This window comes from Methylophilus luteus (genome assembly GCF_042676265.1).
Taxonomy (GTDB): Bacteria; Pseudomonadota; Gammaproteobacteria; order Burkholderiales; family Methylophilaceae; genus Methylophilus; species Methylophilus luteus.
On sequence record NZ_JBHTKB010000003.1, the window covers coordinates 76,409 to 96,512 of the forward strand.

The 20,104-nt window shown below is 53.3% G+C and carries 17 protein-coding genes; 4 read left to right on the forward strand and 13 right to left on the reverse strand.

All coding sequences use genetic code 11. The features are described 5' to 3' along the window. Nucleotides 1–138: 138 nt before the first annotated feature. The gene (locus tag ACFQ1Z_RS12725; protein ID WP_379058191.1) at nt 139–1,854 is read right to left on the reverse strand and encodes a ShlB/FhaC/HecB family hemolysin secretion/activation protein; all 1,716 of its coding nucleotides are present in this window, start codon (nt 1,852–1,854) and stop codon (nt 139–141) included. Nucleotides 1,855–1,998: 144 nt separating this feature from the next. Continuing rightward, nucleotides 1,999–4,272, reverse strand: coding sequence for a primosomal protein N' (locus tag ACFQ1Z_RS12730; RefSeq protein WP_379058194.1), 2,274 nt, complete (start codon nt 4,270–4,272; stop codon nt 1,999–2,001). 59 nt (nt 4,273–4,331) lie between these two features. Between ACFQ1Z_RS12730 and argS the strand changes: the two genes are divergently transcribed. The 3 genes from argS to ACFQ1Z_RS12745 all read left to right on the forward strand — a co-directional run bounded on the left by argS (nt 4,332) and on the right by ACFQ1Z_RS12745 (nt 7,431). Then, entirely contained in the window at nt 4,332–5,990 is a 1,659-nt protein-coding gene (gene argS / locus ACFQ1Z_RS12735) for an arginine--tRNA ligase (protein WP_379058197.1), read from the forward strand. Between the two features lie 82 nt (nt 5,991–6,072). Next, nucleotides 6,073–6,663, forward strand: coding sequence for an SPOR domain-containing protein (locus ACFQ1Z_RS12740; RefSeq protein ID WP_379058200.1), 591 nt, complete (start codon nt 6,073–6,075; stop codon nt 6,661–6,663). Nucleotides 6,664–6,792: 129 nt separating this feature from the next. Then, nucleotides 6,793–7,431, forward strand: coding sequence for a thiol:disulfide interchange protein DsbA/DsbL (locus ACFQ1Z_RS12745; protein ID WP_379058203.1), 639 nt, complete (start codon nt 6,793–6,795; stop codon nt 7,429–7,431). Nucleotides 7,432–7,513: 82 nt separating this feature from the next. On the opposite strand, the gene ACFQ1Z_RS12750 is transcribed toward ACFQ1Z_RS12745, so the two are convergent. The 4 genes from ACFQ1Z_RS12750 to ACFQ1Z_RS12765 all read right to left on the reverse strand — a co-directional run bounded on the left by ACFQ1Z_RS12750 (nt 7,514) and on the right by ACFQ1Z_RS12765 (nt 10,711). Further along, on the reverse strand, nt 7,514–7,888 hold the full coding sequence (locus tag ACFQ1Z_RS12750) for a hypothetical protein (protein WP_379058206.1): 375 nt from the start codon (nt 7,886–7,888) through the stop codon (nt 7,514–7,516). 17 nt (nt 7,889–7,905) lie between these two features. After that, the gene (locus ACFQ1Z_RS12755; RefSeq protein ID WP_379058208.1) at nt 7,906–8,481 is read right to left on the reverse strand and encodes a hypothetical protein; all 576 of its coding nucleotides are present in this window, start codon (nt 8,479–8,481) and stop codon (nt 7,906–7,908) included. Nucleotides 8,482–8,634: 153 nt separating this feature from the next. Further along, nucleotides 8,635–10,323, reverse strand: coding sequence for a potassium channel family protein (locus ACFQ1Z_RS12760; RefSeq protein WP_379058211.1), 1,689 nt, complete (start codon nt 10,321–10,323; stop codon nt 8,635–8,637). A gap of 13 nt (nt 10,324–10,336) precedes the next feature. Next, nucleotides 10,337–10,711 carry a DUF6394 family protein gene (locus tag ACFQ1Z_RS12765; protein ID WP_379058213.1) on the reverse strand — a complete coding sequence of 125 codons (375 nt, stop codon included), beginning with the start codon at nt 10,709–10,711 and terminating at the stop codon, nt 10,337–10,339. Nucleotides 10,712–10,771: 60 nt separating this feature from the next. Between ACFQ1Z_RS12765 and ACFQ1Z_RS12770 the strand changes: the two genes are divergently transcribed. Further along, nucleotides 10,772–11,596 (forward strand): SDR family oxidoreductase, encoded by an 825-nt coding sequence (locus ACFQ1Z_RS12770; protein ID WP_379058216.1) that lies wholly within the window; start codon nt 10,772–10,774, stop codon nt 11,594–11,596. A gap of 86 nt (nt 11,597–11,682) precedes the next feature. On the opposite strand, the gene ACFQ1Z_RS12775 is transcribed toward ACFQ1Z_RS12770, so the two are convergent. From ACFQ1Z_RS12775 to ACFQ1Z_RS12805, 7 genes are all read right to left on the reverse strand, one after another. Beyond that, nucleotides 11,683–12,456, reverse strand: a complete 774-nt coding sequence (locus ACFQ1Z_RS12775; protein ID WP_379058219.1) for an arylamine N-acetyltransferase family protein — start codon at nt 12,454–12,456, stop codon at nt 11,683–11,685. Between the two features lie 168 nt (nt 12,457–12,624). Further along, the gene (gene ettA, locus ACFQ1Z_RS12780; RefSeq protein WP_379058222.1) at nt 12,625–14,289 is read right to left on the reverse strand and encodes an energy-dependent translational throttle protein EttA; all 1,665 of its coding nucleotides are present in this window, start codon (nt 14,287–14,289) and stop codon (nt 12,625–12,627) included. A gap of 155 nt (nt 14,290–14,444) precedes the next feature. Continuing rightward, the gene (locus tag ACFQ1Z_RS12785) at nt 14,445–14,909 is read right to left on the reverse strand and encodes an Hsp20 family protein (protein ID WP_379058224.1); all 465 of its coding nucleotides are present in this window, start codon (nt 14,907–14,909) and stop codon (nt 14,445–14,447) included. Nucleotides 14,910–15,030: 121 nt separating this feature from the next. After that, nucleotides 15,031–16,251 carry an EAL and HDOD domain-containing protein gene (locus tag ACFQ1Z_RS12790; RefSeq protein ID WP_379058227.1) on the reverse strand — a complete coding sequence of 407 codons (1,221 nt, stop codon included), beginning with the start codon at nt 16,249–16,251 and terminating at the stop codon, nt 15,031–15,033. A gap of 133 nt (nt 16,252–16,384) precedes the next feature. Beyond that, complete coding sequence (gene glmS, locus ACFQ1Z_RS12795) at nt 16,385–18,220, reverse strand: glutamine--fructose-6-phosphate transaminase (isomerizing) (RefSeq protein ID WP_379058229.1); 1,836 nt, start codon at nt 18,218–18,220, stop codon at nt 16,385–16,387. A gap of 4 nt (nt 18,221–18,224) precedes the next feature. Next, the gene (gene glmU / locus ACFQ1Z_RS12800) at nt 18,225–19,595 is read right to left on the reverse strand and encodes a bifunctional UDP-N-acetylglucosamine diphosphorylase/glucosamine-1-phosphate N-acetyltransferase GlmU (protein WP_379058231.1); all 1,371 of its coding nucleotides are present in this window, start codon (nt 19,593–19,595) and stop codon (nt 18,225–18,227) included. 78 nt (nt 19,596–19,673) lie between these two features. Then, nucleotides 19,674–20,099 carry a F0F1 ATP synthase subunit epsilon gene (locus tag ACFQ1Z_RS12805; RefSeq protein ID WP_379058233.1) on the reverse strand — a complete coding sequence of 142 codons (426 nt, stop codon included), beginning with the start codon at nt 20,097–20,099 and terminating at the stop codon, nt 19,674–19,676. Nucleotides 20,100–20,104: the final 5 nt, after the last annotated feature.

Consider the following 20,104-nt stretch of genomic DNA (forward strand, 5'->3'; position numbering starts at 1 on the left):
TAACTTCTTCTCAATTCCTGATAATCGCTAGTTTGATTCAGGAAGTTTTTTTTGTATGTAGCCCAGTATGACTAATGGGCTACTTTATATATTTATTATTTAGTGCTTTTTTATGACCTTGCCTTAGTTTGCAATGATCTAAAAGTTTTTACGCAGTTGTGCCCATAACTGATATTCAGTATCGCTGGCAGCACCATCCAGATCACGTTTTTGCTGTGAGTAGGTAGTGGTCAATATCCACTGCGCCGGGAACTGGATATCAGTACCGATACCGATATGATTTGAGCGCACATGGTTATTGCTGCCAGATGGGTCATGGTTCAGCTTGCCGCGGCCTGCGTCATAAAATGCAAACGGCGTCACCGATTGGATATAAGGCGTGACATCGGCTGCGGTGGAAACGAAAGTCCTGCGGATATCAGTGCCTACCATCCAGCCCTGGTCAGCCTGGCTAGGGATCTCGGAGTACTGGCGCCAGCGGTTGATGGCACCGATACCAAAGCGTTCGGCAATATCAAGGTTGCTGTCTGTGCCCTGATAATCGGCACGCACTATCCAGTTGATGCCATTTTCAAAGATCTGCGTGCGGCTGGAGGTCCAGTTCCACTTCAGGAAGCTACCCTGGGTATCTAACTGCGCCCTGTCATTGGCCTTGGCCACGTTGTCTTTGTAAGAAACACGCCCCTGGGTCGCCATCAGGCTCCACTGGTAAGCCACACTGCCGCTCTCGTCTATCCAGTCACCGACCAGACCCACCTCCAGGCTGGCGATATCCCTGCGGTTATTGATCAGGAAGAGATCCACATCATCATCCAGGATCTTGTAGTTGCTACCGACCTTGAAAGCGATGCCTTTTTTGGTTTCACGCAGCAATGGATGCTCCAGAGAACCATAGAAATAATGCGCATCACCGGAAGCATCGAATACCTTGAATTCTTTGCCCAGTTTGTAATCAACATAGCTGTAGGCGACGTTCAAAATGGTGCCGGCATCACCCACCGGGGTGAAGTACAAGCTGCTCAGCGAGCGCTGGCCGCCATCGTTGGAGAATTTACCCACCACCGCCAGCTGGTCACCGCGACCGTTGATGTTATTCACCGCCAGACCAAAACCCACCATCTCGCGATTGGTGAAACGGTTGCCGTAGTTGCTGGCGCTGATAAAACCGCTGTACTTGGTTCTCGGTTCTACAGACACTGCCACATCTGAACTACCGACTGCCTCACCCGGGTTAAGCTGCGAAGTCACCTGTATGCCAGGCAGACCGTTCATCACCATTAGGTTACGCACCAGGTTGCGCTCATTGAGCACTTCGCCCTTATCCAGGCCGTATTCAGAAAGCGACTGGAAATAAGGCTGGTTCAGCCCGGCACCGACTTCGGCCTTGACATCACCCAATGTGCCTTCAAGGATAGAAAGCTCGACCACTGAATCGGTTTCTGTGGTTTTTTGCAGATCCTGGGTAGGCAGATAGACTTGCGTCAGCAGAAAGCCGCGCTGACGGTAAAAATTACGGATAGTACCCACCGCTTCATTGAGCTCTTTCATACCGATCTCATGACCGGTCAGATGCTCGACCTGGGCGGCTAGCTCTTCACTGCTGAATTGTTTGTTGCCGGAGAATTTGAACGCTTTGACGACGATCTTGAGACCGGATTTTTTTTGCTTTTTCTCAGGCGCTGGCGTCTCTTCCGGCACTTGAATGATAGGCGTAGGCTGGGGCAGGATAGGTCTAGGTAAATTCTGCTGTATGTTTTGTACATCAGGTAGTTGCACACCGCCAGCGAACGCCTGCACTGTGTAACCTAGCGCCAGTAAATTAACTACACTCCAACGGGTTATTTGTTTTTTCAAGATTACTCCCTTATTGCACCCTTACATTTAAGCCCATATGATATAACACTAGCAATTTTCATTCCGGTCTTAACAGTCCAGGCTACAATGTTTTACAATCTTTAAAAGCCCAGCGGCCCGATTGTTGTAAAAAAACCTGCAAAATCAATATTCCAGCGCATCTACATCCACCACCCAGCGTATCTTGGCCTGCATGGGATGCTGCCTTGCCCAGGCGACTGCCGCCTGTAACAGTTGCTGCAATGCGCCGCGTTGCCCACATTGCAACATCACGTAGCCGCGCTCCATGCGGTTTAACCTGGCAATACCGGGACGCACCGGGTCATAAATCATGGGTTTTTCAGCGAAAGCATCTGCATGTTGCGCGACGAATTCGCGGGCAGATTGCGTCAGATCAGTTAAAAACTGCTCCACCAGCGCATAGTCAGCGGCTTCAGCTTTCATCACCGCAATATAGGCGGCCGGCGGGAACTGCAGCGTGATGCGTTCCTGCAGCAGGCTGTTGGCGAATTCGGCATAGTTCTGCTGTTGCAAGGCGGCGAATAAAGCATGCTGCGGAAACGCCGTCTGTATCAACACTTCACCCGGCTTGTCACCGCGTCCGGCGCGGCCCGCCACCTGCATCAGCTGAGCGAACAGGCGTTCACTGGCGCGGTAATCCGGGCTATGCAGCGCACTGTCGGTATCCAGCACCCCCACCAGTGTCAGATTGGCAAAGTCATGGCCTTTGGCCAGCATCTGCGTGCCGATCAGGATATCGACTTTGCCGGCATGCACGGCGGAGAGCAGCTCAGTGAGCGCATCCTTGCCCTGTATGGTATCCCTATCCACCCGCGCCACCCGTGCCTGCGGAAACAGTTGCTGCAAGGTTTCTTCCACGCGCTGGGTGGCCTGGCCCACCGGGCGCAAATCGGCATTGCCGCAGCTGGGGCATTGCAGGGGAACCGGCTGTTCGTCACCACAGTGGTGGCAGCGCAATAGCCGTTGCCGCAGGTGCAGCACCACTTTGGCAGAGCAGCGGCGGCAATCTGCCAGCCACTGGCAGGCGGAGCAATGCAATACCGGCGCATAACCGCGGCGATTGATAAACAGCAGACTCTGTTCGCCGCGTTGCAGGCGTAGTGTGAGCGCCTGTTTCAACTGTGGCGTCAATCCGGCTTCGGGTGGCGAGTGCGTGGTATCCACACAAAATATGCGTGGCAATTGCGCCTGTGCCGCGGCACGATTTTTCAGAGTCAGCAGGCGGTAACTTGGGTTTTTTTGGCTGGCCGCAGGGCCGGCTGCCTGCCCCAGCGCGTTGTACCAGCTTTCCAGCGAAGGCGTGGCACTGCCCAGCACCACCGGGATCCCGCATTGTTTGGCCCGCACCAGAGCCACATCGCGCGCGTGATAACGCATGCCATCCTGCTGCTTGTAGGAGCTGTCATGCTCTTCATCGAGTATCATCAGCTTGAGGTGCGGCATGGGGGTGAATACACTCAGGCGTGTGCCTATGACTATGCGTGCTTCACCAGACTGCGCCGCCTGCCAGTGTTGCAAGCGCTCACTTTCGCTTAAGTGGCTGTGCAGGGTGACCAGCGAAAACTGGCTCAGGCGGCTGCGAAAACGCCCTTCCAGCTGCGGCGTGAGGTTGATCTCAGGCACCATGATCAGCGCCTGTGACTGCGGCTCAGCGAGCACCGCCTGCAGCAGGCGGATATAGACTTCGGTTTTGCCGGAGCCGGTCACACCGAACAGCAGCCAGGGCTGAAACCGGCCAGCCTTATCCAGAATAGCTTTAACCGCGTGCGCCTGCTCATCGTTGAGCGTAGGTTCATGGTCTGAGGCCGCCAGCGAGGGACGTATCGCCACCACTTCACGCCGGCTCACCAGCCCGCTGTCGAGTAAGGGTTGTATGGTTTTACGCCAGCTGGATGACACGTCACCCAGCTGCGCCTCGCTGCATTCACTGTGCTGCTGCAACAGCGCCAGCAGTCTGGCCAGCACCAGCTGACGCTTGCCTGCCAGACCTTCCGGCACCACTTGCGCCAATGCATACATCCACATTTTGCGCGACACGGCCGGCTTGATCTGCCGCAGGCGCAACGGCAGGCTGGCGAGCACCGTCTGCCCGAACGGATAGTGATAATAATCTGCGCAAAAACGCAGCAGCTTGAGCGTGGTGTCATCAAACGGCACATCGTCAAACACCTGCAGCACCGCCTTCAACTTATTGGCCGGCACTTCACTTTCTTCTGGCAGCGCCATCACGATAGCGATCAGCTGGCGGCCGGCAAACGGCACGACCACCCGATTGCCCAGGCGTATATCCAGGCCGGGGTTCAGGTAATCGAACTGTCTGTCCAATGGCACATCCAGCACCACGCGGACTATGCCGGTAGTAGCGGTGGGCTGAGAGGAAAGGGCTGCTGAACACATGGGTGAAAGTGGTTTATTAGGTTAAAATGGCGGTTTGATTATTCAGCCCCATTTTAACCTTGAAACAAACGATCACAGAATTGATTCTGCAGGCGGTCACTCCGCTGGTTGCAGACACCTCCAGCCTGAATATCATTCTTGAGCGGCCCAAGTCTGCCGAGCATGGTGATTTTGCCAGCAATATCGCCATGCAACTGGCCAAACCGCTCAAGCAGAACCCGCGCGCGATCGCGCAGACCATCATTGATGGCTTGCCTGCCAATGAGGTGATCAGCAAGGTTGAGATCGCCGGTGCCGGCTTTATTAATTTCTTCCTCTCTGCACAAAGCAAGCAGGACATCGTCAAAAGCATTTTTGAGGCCGGTGACACCTTTGGCCGCAACGATTCCGGCCGCCATGAAAAAGTGCAGGTGGAGTTCGTCTCGGCCAACCCGACCGGCCCGCTGCATGTGGGCCACGGCCGTGGTGCAGCAGTAGGTGACTGTTTATGCCGTTTGCTGGATGCGAACGGATGGGATGTCACGCGCGAGTTTTACTATAACGACGCCGGCGCCCAGATCGACAACCTGAGCAAATCGGTGCATGCACGGGCGCAGGATATAGCGCCTGACGATGCGCGCTTTCCTGAAGATGGCTACCGCGGTGAATATATCGCCGATATCGCCCAGGCTTATCTGGCCAAAGAAACCGTGACCGCAGACGATATGGCGGTGACCGCCAGCGGCGATATCAATGACGCCGAAGCGATACGCAAATTTGCCGTGGCTTATCTGCGCCATGAGCAAGACCTGGATCTACAGGCTTTCCAGATCAAATTCGATGTGTTTTCACTGGAAAGCGCACTGTATACCGAAGGCAAGGTTGAGAACGCCGTGCAAGCCCTGATCAGCAGCGGCCATACCTACGAGCAGGATGATGCACTCTGGCTGCGCACCACCGACTTTGGCGACGATAAAGACCGCGTCATGCGCAAAAAAGAGGGCGGCTACACCTATTTTGTGCCCGATGTGGCCTACCACAGAGAAAAATGGAACCGCGGCTTTAAGCGCGTGATCAACGAGCAGGGCGCAGACCACCACAGCACCATCACCCGCGTGCGCGCTGGCTTGCAGGCCTTGAATACCGGCATTCCGCAAGGCTGGCCGGAATACGTGCTGCACCAGATGGTGACCGTGATGCGCGGTGGCGAAGAAGTCAAACTGTCTAAGCGGGCTGGCAGCTATGTCACCCTGCGCGACCTGATAGAAGAAGTCGGCTGCGACGCGACGCGTTATTTCCTGGCCGCGCGCAGTGCAGATTCACAACTGGTGTTTGACATAGACCTGGCCCGCGCGCAGACCAATGACAACCCGGTTTACTACATCCAGTACGCGCATGCGCGTATCTGCAGCGTGCTCAACCAATGGGGCGGTGATAGCAGCAGCCTGGCCACGGCTGACCTGTCACCGCTGTCATCAGCGGCAGAAACCGCCCTGATGCAGGCACTTAGCCAGTATCCGGAAGTAGTCAGCACCGCTTGCCAGGCATTGGCGCCACATATGGTGGCCAATTACCTGAAAGAACTAGCCAGTGCCTTGCATAGTTATTACAATGACACCAAATTTTTGGTGGATGACGCGCAGATCAAACAGGCCCGCCTGGCGCTGATCACCGCCACCCGGTCAGTACTACGCAACGGTTTGCATCTGCTAGGTGTGAGCGCACCGGAAAAAATGTAAGCGTATTTAAATGCGTTATCACTTGCGCTGTCGCATAACGAGTTAGAAATACCTCACAGAAATGAATGGTTGAACACTACACATGAGTCGCGATTACAAACCCTCGCAAACTAAAGCCAAAGCCAAAAGCAGTGGCAGCTCGTTTTTTAACGGCCTGCTGGTAGGACTTTTTTTGGGGGTCGCCCTGACAGTGGCCCTGATCATTTATATCAAAGGCGACCATAGCCCGTTCTCCAGCGCTTTCAAAAAAGATGAAGGCCAGCAGGAGCTACCGATTAAAAACACGGTGACTGAAGAAGAAGTCAAACCCGGCAGCGCGTCTATTGAGGACCCGAACAAGTTTGATTTCTACACTATCCTGCCCGATACCGAGAGCAAGATCAGTGAAGAGCAAGTGAAAAAGAACCCCACCATCAAGCAGGAAAGCTATTTTGTGCAGGTGGGTGCTTTCGCCAAAGAGGATGACGCCAATAACCTGAAAACCAGGCTGGCCCTGGTCGGTTTTGAGGCGTTCGTGCAAACAGCGGATATCCCCAACAAAGGCACCATGCACCGGGTACGCATAGGCCCGCTGCGCGACCTGGCCAAGATCAGCAAAATCAGCCACGACCTGGAAACCAATGGCTTCCAGGCCAATCTGATCAAGGTCAATGTTGAATCCTCTGCCCATTAAAGGCGTGGACTCAGACGGCTGTCATCGTGCTGTCACCCTGAGACGTTAAACCACGGGTACGTCACAGATGTATTAAAGATCATCAATACGTTTAATCATTACTTTCCACCGAACAAGGAAACAAACTCTATGAAAAAAATGTTGTTAAGCCTGATGCTGCTGGCCGGGCTCACCTCTACTGCGGCTTGGGCAGACCCACAAGCCGGTGTACAGTTTGACCAGGTCACGCAACAGATCAGCACCGACCAGCCGGCCAAGATCGAAGTCATGGAGATCTTCTGGTATGGCTGTCCGCATTGTTACCATATGGAACAGCCGCTGGACGCCTGGGTGAAAAAATTACCTGCCGACGTTTATTTCAAACGTGTGCCAGCCCTGCCAAATGCAGGCTGGGCACCGATGGCGAAAACCTTTTACGCCATGCAGGAGCTGGGCGTACTCGACAAATTGCACAGCCAGTTGTTTGACGCTATCCACAAAAGCAAGACCCTGAATCCGGCGGATGAAGCGGCAGCGATGGACTGGGTGGTCAAGCAGGGCGGCCTGGACAAAGTGAAAGTAGAAAAAGCCTTTAAATCTTTTGCCACCACCATGCAAATGAACAAAGCCATGCAAGTGTTCAAGGCTTCTGGCGCGACCGGTGTGCCCAGCCTGATCATAGATGGCAAATACATTACCGGTAGTTCTATGGCCGGTGGTAATGATGCGGCCCTGCAAACAGCCGATTTCATCATCAACAATGTACGCAAAGACAAAGCCAAGAAATAAGTTTTGCTCTGTAATAAGAAAGCCCTGCATTGCAGGGCTTTTTTTATTGCAGCCAGGTTTAAAGCAAGGCATCTCTACAGCATCATTTCTCTAGCTCTTTACCATCGGCGGGCTGGTCTTGCTCAGCCTGGTTTTTGTTCCAGCGCTTGCCGGTAAACACCCAGCCTGCCAAGAGCATTTCTATCACTACCCTGAACATCCTTGTGATAGAGCCGCTAGTGTCCGCTGGGTGTTGCTGCGGTTGCGGCTGGATAAAATCGCGCAATAACTCGCGCGCCAGCTCTAAAAACGCGCTAGGCACCATAAAGGTCTGCGTGTTGTAGTCCTTGATCTGCAGGCCGGGGTAGAGTCGGCTGAAAGCGGCGCCGCGTATGAAATAGGGTACTTCATATGCTTGCAGCATGGCTGAAATGACGGCGACTTCAGACTCACTCTGTGCGGTATAGATAGGAATCATCGCTAGGCCTTAAATCGTCATTTGAATAGTTGTTTAATAAAATGATCGCCATTTTTCTCTAATGGCGGCTTGGCAAAATGGTAGCCGACAAAGCCCAGGTTCTGCACCGGGATAAAATTAGCCACGCTGCTGACCAACTGCCTGGCGTCAGGATGCTCGGTTTCGACTTGCACCGACCAGAATTTTTTACCACCCTCGGGCATAAAGCTGGATAGATGCAGACTGCCCTGACCATCATTGGTGATCAGCTCGACTACATTCCTGCAGCCATGGCCTGATGAAATATAAGAGCGGATAGCGCCGAAATACATCACCGGATAACTCTGCTGTTGCCGGCTGCCAAAAAAAGTATAGCTGGTGACTTCTATCTGCTTGCTGGCTTTATTGATCAGGACCTGCCTTTTTGAAGCAATGTAATTGCGCCAGCCGGCATAAGCACTGAGCAGCACGGTCAGCCATAACAGGGCTAGCGTCAGCGCGTTGAGTCCTTTAGCAAGATAACTTGTAACAGTGGAACACAAAAATATGGCAAGCAATAAAACAGGTTTGGTTTTAAGCGTACCCTTGGCAGGGGTAATCAATAATTCGTTCATACAGCCTTAAAAAAATCTCAACAACAAAAGCTACCCGGTGCAAATGTGAACGCGTTACATTCGACCGAGTGGTAGTGCGATACGTGTTTTAGCACGCATAGGAAAGTGGCAAAAGTTTAACTCTGACAGCAGTTGCCCGCTGATAAATCCGCTTCACGATTTCAACCAGCGCCCTATCCAGGTTTCAGGCATTTCAGTGCCGGTGACTATGTAATGCAGGGTTTTAATGTCATGCATGACATAGCGCTGTATGGATTTTGCCTGATCCATGCCGCAGCACAAGATCTGATCGCCTATCTGCAACGGCGTAGAAAGCTCGGGCAGCATGGATTTTTGTTCGCCGCGCAGCAGCATCAAGGGCACCACCGGCATCTCGTGCCGGTTGCCGGCATAGCTGGTGACCAGATGTTTGAGCGTGGGTTGCAAGCCTTGCTCCAGCAGTGCACACACGGCAAAAGCCATTTCGCCATCGATGATGATATCCCAGGTATCCGGCACCTGCTCTCCCAGTTTGGACACCAGTTGCGCAATCACCGCATTGGCCCAGGCATTGCTCTGGTGCCTGGCGGTGGTCAGAAACTCCGCCAGCATGGGCGACACCATATACGCCAGACAGGTATGCGCGATCACATCGCTGGGCTGCATGGTGATATCTGCATTAAAGTGGTCGAACAGCGGATCGTTATGGCGCTTGTTTTTGCGTATGATCACAAACAGCTCTGGGTTCACCTCCAGCGCCGTCATCACGATAGACAGGTTGTTAATATCGTTATCAGTCCCTGCCACTATGCCGGTGGCTTGTTGTATACCGGCTTGCTGCAGTATATGTGACTCCACGCCGCTACCGACGATACAGTTTTCACACTGCGTGCCTTTGGGGTCTGCTTCTATGATGGTCACATCCATGGCGCCATTTTGCAGGCTGCTCACTACCGACTTGCCAAAGCGGCCAAAGCCACAGGCTATCCACTTGCCTTTGGGGATAGCCGCCGGTGGCGCGATCGCATCACCAGGTGCCCTGGTCAGCCATTCGTGCAACAGGTAAGTGCCCAGGGCATTGAGCCGCATGGCCAGATGTTCGCCAAAGATCTTGTACGGGTTGATGATATGGTCGGTGCCGAAGGAGGCCATATTGGCGGCCACCACATCATTTTCTACCCTGGCCAGCACCGGCAGTTGCGGTTTGATCAGTTTGATGGCGACTGAGATCGCCAGGTTGGCATGGTCATCATCGGTGAGCGCTGCCACGCCGCGGCACATGGGATTTTTAATGCCGGCAAACAACAATACTTCAGACAGCTTGGCATCGGCACACAAATGCGGCACATAAAACTGGTAATCGGTCATTTCCAGCTCGCTCACGCGTTCCGGCGAGATCTCCAGCACCACCACGCGCAATTCATTTTTATCCAGCGCCCGCACCAGTTCGCTACCGGTTTCTCCATAACCGCAGATCAGGTAAAACGGCTCCATCAGGTTACACACATCGCGCTTGAACCTGGCGGTTTTGATCGCCTGCTTGAGCGATGCCTCCTGAAACAGCGCAATGATCGCCCCTATGGCATAGAACCAGGCGATCACCGTGAAATAGATCGAGAAGGTCATCCACATGCGCTGATGGCCGGTGAACGGGTAGGGGATCTCGCCAAAGCCTATGGTGGTGGCGGTATAACTCAGGATATAAAAGGCGTCGAAAAAGCTCAGTCTATAAGCCTGGCCATGATCATCCACGCCGGGGATCAGCACAAAACCGATCAGCGCGATGGCATAGCTGATGATCACCATCAGCAACGGCGCGCGCATGCGCCGCAGAATCAGGAAGATGATCTGGTTGAGGTTCATTACTGCACTATCACTAGCGACGCAGGGTGACGGTTTCGTAAATCAGCAATATCACTGAAGTCACATTGGCCAGAAAGGCACCGCCAGACAGCGAGACGATACCCACTATCACTTCCGCCTCGGTAGATTGCGGGCCGGCGGCGGTCCAGATAATGGCGGCGGCGATCAACTGCAGGTCGGCGACCAGGCTGGTGGCCAGATGGATGGCACCTATCTGGGTGCGATCGCCAAATTTCAACACCGTGGCAATCAGATTGACCACGATCGCGGTATACAACTCATAATGCAAATGGTGTTTGGGATTATCAATCTGGCCGACAAAAAAGCCAAAATTGAGTGTCATGGCCAAAATAATAAAAAAGCCAAAGATCACTTTTTCCAGATTCATGATTGTTCCCTCGTGATGTTTTATGGCATTCTAACCCAACCATTTTCTCCTGTACCATTTATGCAACAAGCGACTCCCCCTCATCTACACATCGTCATCACCGGTGCCTCCAGCGGCATAGGCCAGGCATTGGCCCGGGCTTATGCCCGCCGCTATGGCGCGCATTGCACCCTGGGCCTGATAGGGCGCAAGCAGGCTGCGCTGCAAACCCTGCAAAGCGAAATCCGCACTGCCCATGGCAGCCAGGTGCATTGCTATACGGCTGATGTGCGCGATGCCGAGCGCATGCAGGCCATCGCGCAAACCTGGCTGGCCGAAGTCGGCACCCCGCATATCGTCATCGCCAACGCCGGGGTCAGCCGTGGCACGCTCACCGAATACCACGAGGATATCGCCGCCTTCCAGGCGGTGTTCGATACCAATGTCATGGGCCTGGTGCACACCTTCCAGCCCTTTATTACCGCCATGAAAACAGCCGCCGGCCAGGGCCAGCCCGCGCAACTGGTAGGTATCGCCAGTGTGGCCGGCATACGCGGCCTGCCTGGTTCTGCGGCTTACAGCGCCAGCAAGGCCGCCGCCATCACCTACCTGGAAAGCCTGCGCGTTGAGATGCAGTTGCATGCGATAGGCGTCACTACCATCTCGCCTGGCTATATACGCACGCCTATGACCGATATCAACACCTATACCATGCCATTCCTGATGGATGCAGACCTGTTCGCCGAAAAGGCAGTCAAGACCATCGCCAACGGCAGGCGCTATACCGTCATTCCCTGGCAGATGGCTATCGTGGCGCGTTTGCTACGCCTGCTCCCACCCATCTTGTGGGACACTATTATGAAAAAAGCCCCGCACAAGGCGAGGCTTTCCGATCACAATGAATAAAAACACCGGGTGAGTTTTACTTTACGGCAAACAAAACACCATTCGCCCAATCACAATCGCCCAGCCAATCAAATCAGTTCAGGCATTTACCCCTGGTCGACGGTCAGGCCAAATACTGTTTTAAGCGTAGCTGTGCACTGTTCGGCAGACAGAAATCGTTTTTCGACCACGCCATTGGTGATGGTTTTCAGGGTATTACCCAACAGGATATGCCTTCCGCTGGGAGTATGTAACACGACCAGCAGCTTCTGCACAAAAATCGCATCGGGATGCGTGGAGTTCATATAGTTGGCCGGATAAAAGTCTAAAAACTCCCACGGATTTAAATCAAACTCAAACTGCTGTTGCCAGTGTTGTTCTACCTTGGCCTGGAGTAAAAAAGTACCCGGGCCGTTTGCGCTCAACTTAAAGCAGTCGTTATCCTGTGTGACTTCCTGGTCCAGCAATTGCAGTGCCATCGGTGCACGTATGCCATAACTGCCAAACCCCAGGTCACACAACCAGGCTTGTTGCTCTGACTGCACCACAATCGCCATATGTGTTTTTGGCCGCCTGACCGGATAAAACATGGGCCGGGCGGCCACCAGTTGATATTCAAATCCCAACGCCTGCAAGGCCATGGCAAACAGGCCATTCACCTCGTAACAATAGCCGCCGCGCTGACGGTAAACCAGTTTCTCGACAATCTCCTCAGGCACCATGGAAACCACCTTTCCTGCCTGTACGTCGAGATTCTCAAACGGCACGCTAAATAACTGGCAGCGCATGATTGATTTCAGCGTCTCGGTATTGTTGCCAGGGTTGCCGCTATAGCCTATGCGCTTAAAGTAATCTTGCAGGTTGAAGTTAGTAGCTTGCATAAAATATATCCAGTCGGTATGCAACGGTATATAAGCCCAGGCGGATCACATGCAAAACGTCCCGGCAAAGCGAACATGGGCAAGGCGAGTGTTTAACAGCCCATCCATACGCATATGATCGAATGGATGGGCGAATTTAAAATAAAACCCTTTAAAAATGGTTTTATCTTAGCGTGCAATTGGCTTGTAACGGATACGCTTGGGTTTGGCGCCTTCTTCACCCAGGCGTTTTTTCTTGTCGGCTTCGTATTCCTGGTAGTTGCCGTTGAAGAATGTCCATTGCGACTCACCTTCTGCCGCCAGGATGTGTGTCGCGATACGATCGAGGAACCAGCGGTCATGCGAGGTCACCAGTACGCAGCCGGAGAACTCCAGCAAGGCGTCTTCCAGCGCGCGCAGGGTTTCCACGTCAAGGTCGTTTGAGGGTTCATCGAGCAGCAACACGTTGGCGCCGGAGATCAGGGTTTTCGCCAGGTGCAGGCGGCCACGCTCACCACCGGAGAGCTGACCGACTATCTTCTGCTGGTCACCTCCCTTAAAGTTAAAGCGGCCTATATAGGCACGGCTAGGCATTTCGAATTTGCCCACCGTCAAGATATCCAGGCCACCGGAGATAGCTTCGAATACCGTTTTGTCGTTATCCAGCCCCTCACGGCTCTGGTCGACGGCGGCCAGCTGCACGGTCGGGCCGGTGATGATCTCACCGCTATCAGGCTGTTCTTTGCCTTGCAGCATGCGGAACAGGGTCGATTTACCGGCACCGTTAGGGCCGATGACGCCTACGATCGCGCCGGGCGGGATGCTCAAGGACAAATTATCGATCAGCAGGCGGTCACCAAAGCCTTTGGAGACATTGTTGAATTCTATGACCTGGTTGCCCAGGCGCTCGCCTGGCGGAATAAAGATCTCCTGGGTTTCATTGCGGCGCTGGTATTCGACGCCGGACATTTCTTCATAGCGGGCCAGACGTGCCTTGCTCTTGGACTGGCGTGCTTTGGCGCCCTGGCGTACCCACTCCAGCTCTTGCTTCATGGCTTTGCGGTGGGCATCTTCCTGCTTGTGTTCCTGGGCCAGGCGTTCCTCTTTCTGTTCCAGCCAGTTGGAGTAATTGCCTTTCCATGGAATGCCTTCGCCGCGGTCCAGCTCCAGTATCCACTCGGCGGCATTATCCAGGAAGTATCTATCATGCGTAACGGCGACCACGGTGCCGGGGAAACGCACCAGGAACTGCTCTAGCCAATCGACAGACTCAGCATCCAGGTGGTTGGTCGGTTCGTCCAGCAACAGCATATCCGGCCTGGATAACAGCAATTTGCACAAGGCGACGCGGCGCTTCTCACCACCAGACAGCGGGCCTATCTTGGCATCCCACGGTGGCAGGCGCAGGGCATCGGCGGCGATCTCCAGCTGTTGCTCTACATCACTGCCGCTGGCAGTCAGGATATTTTCATATTTGGCCTGCTCTTCGGCCAGCTTGTCAAAATCGGCATCCGGCTCGGCATAGGCGGCGTAAATCTCTTCCAGTTTTTGCTTGGCTTCCATCACGGCGCCCAGGCCGGCTTCGACTTCCTGGCGCACGGTCTTTTCCGCATCCAGCTCTGGCTCCTGTGGCAGGTAGCCTATGGAGATATTCGGCTGCCACTGCACTTCGCCTTCGTAATCTTTATCGGCGCCGGCCATGATACGCAATACGGTCGATTTACCGGAACCGTTCAGGCCGAGCAAGCCTATCTTGGCCCCAGGGAAGAACGATAGCGAAATGTTTTTAATGATCTGCCGTTTGGGCGGGACGATTTTGCTCACGCGGAGCATGGACATGACATATTGGGCCATAGGATGGACTAGCCTTGAAAAATTCTAAAAACGTATTTTAATACGCATCACCCAACTGCGCTTGCTTAAACGCAAGCGAATCAGGCTATTCGGCAGGCAAGCATGCAAAAAGGGCCCAGCGGGCCCTTTCTGAAGCAGGTGACTTATCAAGTCAATTAGGCAGCTTTTTGTTCCAGCAAGCTAGAAACACTGGCTGCTGCCTGGCTGTTTATCTCTATCTTGCGCGGTTTAAGCGCTTCCGGGATCTCGCGCACCAGGGCGATACTCAGTAAACCGTTTTCCAGGTTGGCGCCGGTGACTTTCACGTGGTCGGCCAGCTGGAATTTATGTTCGAAATCGCGGTTGGCGATGCCACGGTGCAGAAAAGTGGTTTCCTGCTCTTTTTTGGCTTTGCGGCCTGTCACGCGCAAGGTCTGGTGTTCGGTCTCGATTTCCAGTTCGTTTAACTGGAAGCCGGCGATGGCCATGACGATCTTGTAGGCATTTTCATCGACCAGTTCGATGTTGTAAGGTGGGTAGCTGATCTCGTTTTCACTGCGCTGGCCGTCGTTGAGCATTTTTGCCAGACGATCAAAACCAATGGCGGTGCGGTAGAGTGGGGTTAAGTCATAAGTACGCATACGTTTATCCTTTTAAAAATTAAGCGATTAACATGATTCACAGACCTCAAACTGCAAGCATCTGTGATTTCAATATGGGAATGCGCCTGATTTTTTCAAGAGGATTAAAGTATGCGTGTGCTTAAACGCCCAGTTTTTCGGTCCAGGCCAACGCTTGCATATGGCACTCGTTGACCTTCTCCGGGTTGAGTTGCAACATTTCAGCCAGATGCAGGATCTGATCACTGTTGGCGTCTTCGCAGGCTTCAGTCAGCTTGAGGAAAGGGCCAAAAATACCCGAGCGCTGGGTCAGCGCATCGACTATGGGTTCTGGCAACTGCAGTTTTTCCAGGATATCTTCCATAGGCACTTTCAGCATCACATCCAGCAGCGAAAACACGCCGACCACAAACAGGTTGTCGCGGTCTTTTTTGTCAAAGAAAGGCTCACCCAGTAGCTCGGTCAGGCGGCCACGCGTGATAGAGGTTTTCATCAGGGCAGGCGAGGTGCTGTTATTGCCGGCGGTGACCATCAGCAGTGTCAGCCAGCGGTAGAGCTGGTTACGCCCGAGTATGGTGAGGGCATGCCCTATGGATTGCACCTCGCACGACAAGCCAAAGCCTACCGAGTTGATGTAACGCAGTAATTTGTAGCTCAGGGTGGTATCGCGCTTGAAACCGTTTTCAATGTCGCGGTTGTCTGCTTCCTGACTGACCAGATTTAATAAATTCAGTACCCCTTCAAAACTGGGGTTGATGACTTTGGCATTCAGGTTTTCTGGCCTGGCGTAGAAAAAACCCTGAAATTGCTGGTAGCCTGCCTCTTGCAGACTTTTGAACTGGGCGTTTTGCTCCACCTTTTCGGCGATCAGTCTGCAACCTGGTTTCTGGTACTTTTTCAGCCAGGCACTGGCGGTGGCAATATCGACTTCGCGCATATCCAGCTTGACGTAATCTGCTAGCGGCAGCAGGGCTTCCAGATGCGTATGCCGTTGCGGGTTGTCCAGTGCGATCCTGAATTTGGCAGCTTTCAGTGCCTGGCAACGCGCAATGATCTCTGGCGTGACATCGACCTGATGCACGATCTCCAGCACGGTTTTTTCGGCTGGCATCAGTTCCAGGAATTCGCTGTTGAGCATGACCTGATCGACATTGATGAAAGCCAGTTGCTGACCCAGCAGCCAGTTTTCATGCATTTCATCCATGGTGGTGGAAAGGATCCTGGCGCAGGTCTGTATATCTTCTGCAAACGGCGTATCACTGCCAGCGGATTCTTTTCTGAAAAAGAATTCGTAGCCTATGATCTCCTGCTTGTCATTAACGACAGGCTGGCGCCCGATAATACTCTGATGTGATGTGGTCATGACTACATTTTTCCCTAATTAGCTCCGGTTACGAGTGACCGGTGACTAGTGCTCAACCACTAGTATAGGTGAAAGCAATCTGCTTCTTAATGACAAAAAGGCGCTAATTGCCGGGGCATTTCCAGGTTTGTGCTTATTCTACGGTGACACTCTTGGCCAAGTTACGTGGTTTGTCGACATCGGTGCCTTTGAGCAGGGCGGCATGATAGGCGAGCAATTGCACCGGGATCACGTGCAGGATAGGGGAGAGCACACCTACATGCCTTGGGGTGCGGATGACATGCACACCTTCAGACGCATTAAAGTGGCTGTCAGCGTCGGCAAACACGAACAATTCACCGCCGCGTGCTTTCACTTCCTGCATATTCGATTTCACTTTTTCCAGCAGCGCATCGTTAGGGGCGATCACCACTACCGGCATATTGCTGTCTACCAGTGCCAGTGGGCCATGTTTCAGCTCACCGGCCGGGTAGGCTTCGGCATGGATATAGGAGATCTCCTTGAGCTTGAGTGCCCCTTCCATCGCGATAGGGAAATGCACGCCACGGCCCAGGAATAAGGCATGTTCTTTATCGCCGAAGCGGGCTGCCCATTCGCGGATCTGCGGTTCAAGATTGAGGGCGATCTGTACGCTGCTGGTGAGCTGGCGCAAGTCGGTCAGGTAAGCTTGTTCCTGCGCTGGCGCTAATAAGCCGCGCTCTTTTGCCAGTGTCACCGAGAGCACGAACAGTGCGATCAATTGCGTGGTGAAAGCCTTGGTGCTGGCAACACCGATCTCAGCCCCGGCGCGGGTGTAGAAGATCAGGGTAGAGGCACGCGGGATGGCGCTTTCCTGCACATTGCAGATCGCCAGGCTATAGCCATGGCCCAGTTTCTGCGCATGCTTGAGCGCTTCCATGGTATCCAGCGTTTCGCCAGATTGCGAGATAGTGACCACTAACTGTTTTGGATTAGGCACCGAATCCCGATAGCGGTATTCACTGGCTATTTCGACTGATGTAGGGATACGGGCGATGCTTTCCAGCCAGTATTTGGCGGTGAGGCCGGCATAATAGCTGGTGCCTGCCGCCAGGATAAGCACGCTATCGATCTGGCGGAAGATATCTGCGGCAGCGGTGCCGAACAGCTCGCTTCTAAACGCGCCATCATCTATCAGCGCTTCTATGGTGTCGCTGATGGCGCGTGGCTGTTCGTGTATCTCTTTTTGCATGAAGTGGCTGTAAGGGCCAAGCTCCAGCGAGGCCAGTGAAACATCACTCATATGCACTTTGCGTTGCACGGTTTCGCCTTGCCTGTCATAAATGACCACGGCATCGGTACTGAGTGTGGCGACATCGCCATCTTCCAGATAAATCACTTTGCGCGTGGCAGACAGCACTGCAGATACATCGGAAGCGACAAAGTTCTCGTGCTCGCCCAGGCCTATCAGCAATGGGCATCCAAGGCGGGCAACCACTAATTGTGCTGGATTATCCAGTGCCACCGCGCTGATGGCATAAGCGCCGGTCAGCTCAGAGATAGACTGTTGCACCGCTTGCAGCAGATCTTTGCTCTGCTGGTAATAATAGTGCACCAGATGGGCGATCACTTCGGTGTCAGTCTGAGAGTAGAACTGGTAGCCCAGGGCCGTCAGGCGCTCACGCTGTTGATCGTGGTTCTCTATGATACCGTTATGGACGACGGCGATCTGTGCATTATCCTGCGCTGGCGACACATGCGGGTGTGCATTCTGCTCGGTGACACCGCCATGGGTCGCCCAGCGGGTGTGGCCGATGCCGATATGGCTTTGCAGGCCTTGCGCCTTGTTCTCCAGCTCAGCCACACGGCCGACTGAACGCACGCGCTCTATCTGCTGGTTGAGCACGGCGATGCCGGCTGAGTCATAACCCCGGTACTCAAGGCGGCTCAGGCCCTCTATGAGTAATGGAACGATATTTCTGTTTGCTACCGCACCGACTATGCCACACATACGCTTATTTTCTCACCTTTTGCGGACGTTTCCATCCTTGAATTGAACGTTGCTCACGCGCCCTGCACAGGGTCAGTGAGTCAGCCGGGACATTTTTAGTAATGGTTGAGCCTGCCGCAATAGTAGCACCCTTGCCAACGGTGACCGGCGCCACCAGTTGCGTGTCAGAGCCGACAAACACATCATCTTCAATCATAGTCTTATGTTTGTTCGCACCATCATAATTGCAAGTGATGACGCCGGCACCGACATTCACATTGGCGCCTATGCTGGCATCGCCGACATAGCTCAAATGGTTGACCTTGCTGCCCACGCCTATGGTTGCATTCTTGATCTCGACAAAGTTACCGACATGCGTGTGCGCAGCCAGCTGTGTGCCGGGACGTAAACGCGCAAATGGGCCTACTTTACTATCTTCACCTATAGTTGCATCGTCTATATGCGTGAACGCCGCCAGCTTGGTGCCTTTGGCAATAGTTGCATTCTTGATGACACAGTTAGGGCCGATTTCAACGCCATCTTCCAAGGTAACCAAACCCTCGAAAACACAGTTCACATCAATGACAACATCACGACCACAGTTTAGTTTTCCACGAATATCAATGCGGCTAGCATCGAATAAAGTCACGCCCTGGGTCATCAAATCAATAGTCTGACGAGATTGATATTCGCGCTCTATTTGCTGTAGATCCAGTTTGGAATTAATGCCAGTGACTGACCATGCATCTGCTACCACCAGTGGCAACACCGCGCGGCCTTCTTTCACTGATAAGGCAATGATATCGGTTAAATAATATTCTTTTTGTGCATTGTGATTAGAGATTTGTGACAGCCAGTTTTTAAGTTGCGCATTCGGCATGGCCATAATGCCGGTATTCACTTCTTGGATAGCACGCTGCGCCTCACTGGCATCTTTGTGCTCAACAATCTCAAGCACTTGCTGCTCTGCATTGCGCACAATACGACCATAGCCGCTTGGATCATCCTTGATAAAGGTCTGTACCACAAGATGCTGGTCTGCCTGCTTCAGCATTTCTTTGCATGCTTGCACATCAACCAGTGGCACATCACCCAATAGAATCAATGTATAGCCATCATCTGTCAGCAAGGGTAGGGCTTGTTGTACTGCGTGGCCTGTTCCAAGCTGCTCTGCCTGCAATACCCAATGCAGATCATCGCCTGGCGTCTGTAGCTGAACCAGCTCACCACCAAAACCGTAGACGACAATCACTTTCTGCGGATCAAGTTGCCGAGCTGCAGCTATCACGTGATGCAAAATTGGTTTACCACCCACGGCATGCAGCACCTTGGGCAGGTCAGAGCGCATACGTGTGCCTTTGCCGGCTGCAAGGATAATAATGTTCAAGTCAGTCATAGCGCTATTTTATCTCAGAAACAAAAAAGGCGGCTCGAAAGCCACCTTGTTTTGTAATTTGCCTCTAGTACGCAATGTCTAGTGTACAGATTTGCGCAATTTCTGGATTGCCTGGATCTGTGCCACTGCTTCGGCCAGTTCAGCTTGCGCTGCCGCATAGTCGATCTCAGAAGAACGATTTTTCAAGGCTTCTTCTGCGGCTTCTTTTGCAGCAAGGGCTTTGGCTTCGTCCAGGTCCTGGCCGCGGATGGCAGTATCAGCCAACACAGTGATCACACCTGGTTGCACTTCCAGCATGCCGCCAGAAATGTAAATCAGGGTCTCATCTTTGTCAGCCGCCTGCTTGATACGCAAAGCACCTGGCTTGATGGTCGTGATCATAGGCGCATGGTTAGGGTAGATACCTACTTCACCGCCGCCTGCTGGTGCCACGACAAATTCAGCTTCGCCGGAGAAGATTGATTCTTCCGCGCTTACTACATCGATATGCACAGTATTTGCCATAATGT

Coding starts and splice junctions, on each gene's coding strand:
- ACFQ1Z_RS12730 (WP_379058194.1), bottom strand. CDS start 4,272: ATGTGTTCAGCAGCCCTTTCCTCTCAGCCCACCGCTACTACCGGCATA.
- ACFQ1Z_RS12740 (WP_379058200.1), top strand. CDS start 6,073: ATGAGTCGCGATTACAAACCCTCGCAAACTAAAGCCAAAGCCAAAAGC.
- ACFQ1Z_RS12745 (WP_379058203.1), top strand. CDS start 6,793: ATGAAAAAAATGTTGTTAAGCCTGATGCTGCTGGCCGGGCTCACCTCT.
- ACFQ1Z_RS12750 (WP_379058206.1), bottom strand. CDS start 7,888: ATGATTCCTATCTATACCGCACAGAGTGAGTCTGAAGTCGCCGTCATT.
- ACFQ1Z_RS12755 (WP_379058208.1), bottom strand. CDS start 8,481: ATGAACGAATTATTGATTACCCCTGCCAAGGGTACGCTTAAAACCAAA.
- ACFQ1Z_RS12760 (WP_379058211.1), bottom strand. CDS start 10,323: ATGAACCTCAACCAGATCATCTTCCTGATTCTGCGGCGCATGCGCGCG.
- ACFQ1Z_RS12765 (WP_379058213.1), bottom strand. CDS start 10,711: ATGAATCTGGAAAAAGTGATCTTTGGCTTTTTTATTATTTTGGCCATG.
- ACFQ1Z_RS12770 (WP_379058216.1), top strand. CDS start 10,772: ATGCAACAAGCGACTCCCCCTCATCTACACATCGTCATCACCGGTGCC.
- ACFQ1Z_RS12775 (WP_379058219.1), bottom strand. CDS start 12,456: ATGCAAGCTACTAACTTCAACCTGCAAGATTACTTTAAGCGCATAGGC.
- ettA (WP_379058222.1), bottom strand. CDS start 14,289: ATGGCCCAATATGTCATGTCCATGCTCCGCGTGAGCAAAATCGTCCCG.
- ACFQ1Z_RS12785 (WP_379058224.1), bottom strand. CDS start 14,909: ATGCGTACTTATGACTTAACCCCACTCTACCGCACCGCCATTGGTTTT.
- ACFQ1Z_RS12790 (WP_379058227.1), bottom strand. CDS start 16,251: ATGACCACATCACATCAGAGTATTATCGGGCGCCAGCCTGTCGTTAAT.
- glmS (WP_379058229.1), bottom strand. CDS start 18,220: ATGTGTGGCATAGTCGGTGCGGTAGCAAACAGAAATATCGTTCCATTA.
- glmU (WP_379058231.1), bottom strand. CDS start 19,595: ATGACTGACTTGAACATTATTATCCTTGCAGCCGGCAAAGGCACACGT.
- ACFQ1Z_RS12805 (WP_379058233.1), bottom strand. CDS start 20,099: ATGGCAAATACTGTGCATATCGATGTAGTAAGCGCGGAAGAATCAATC.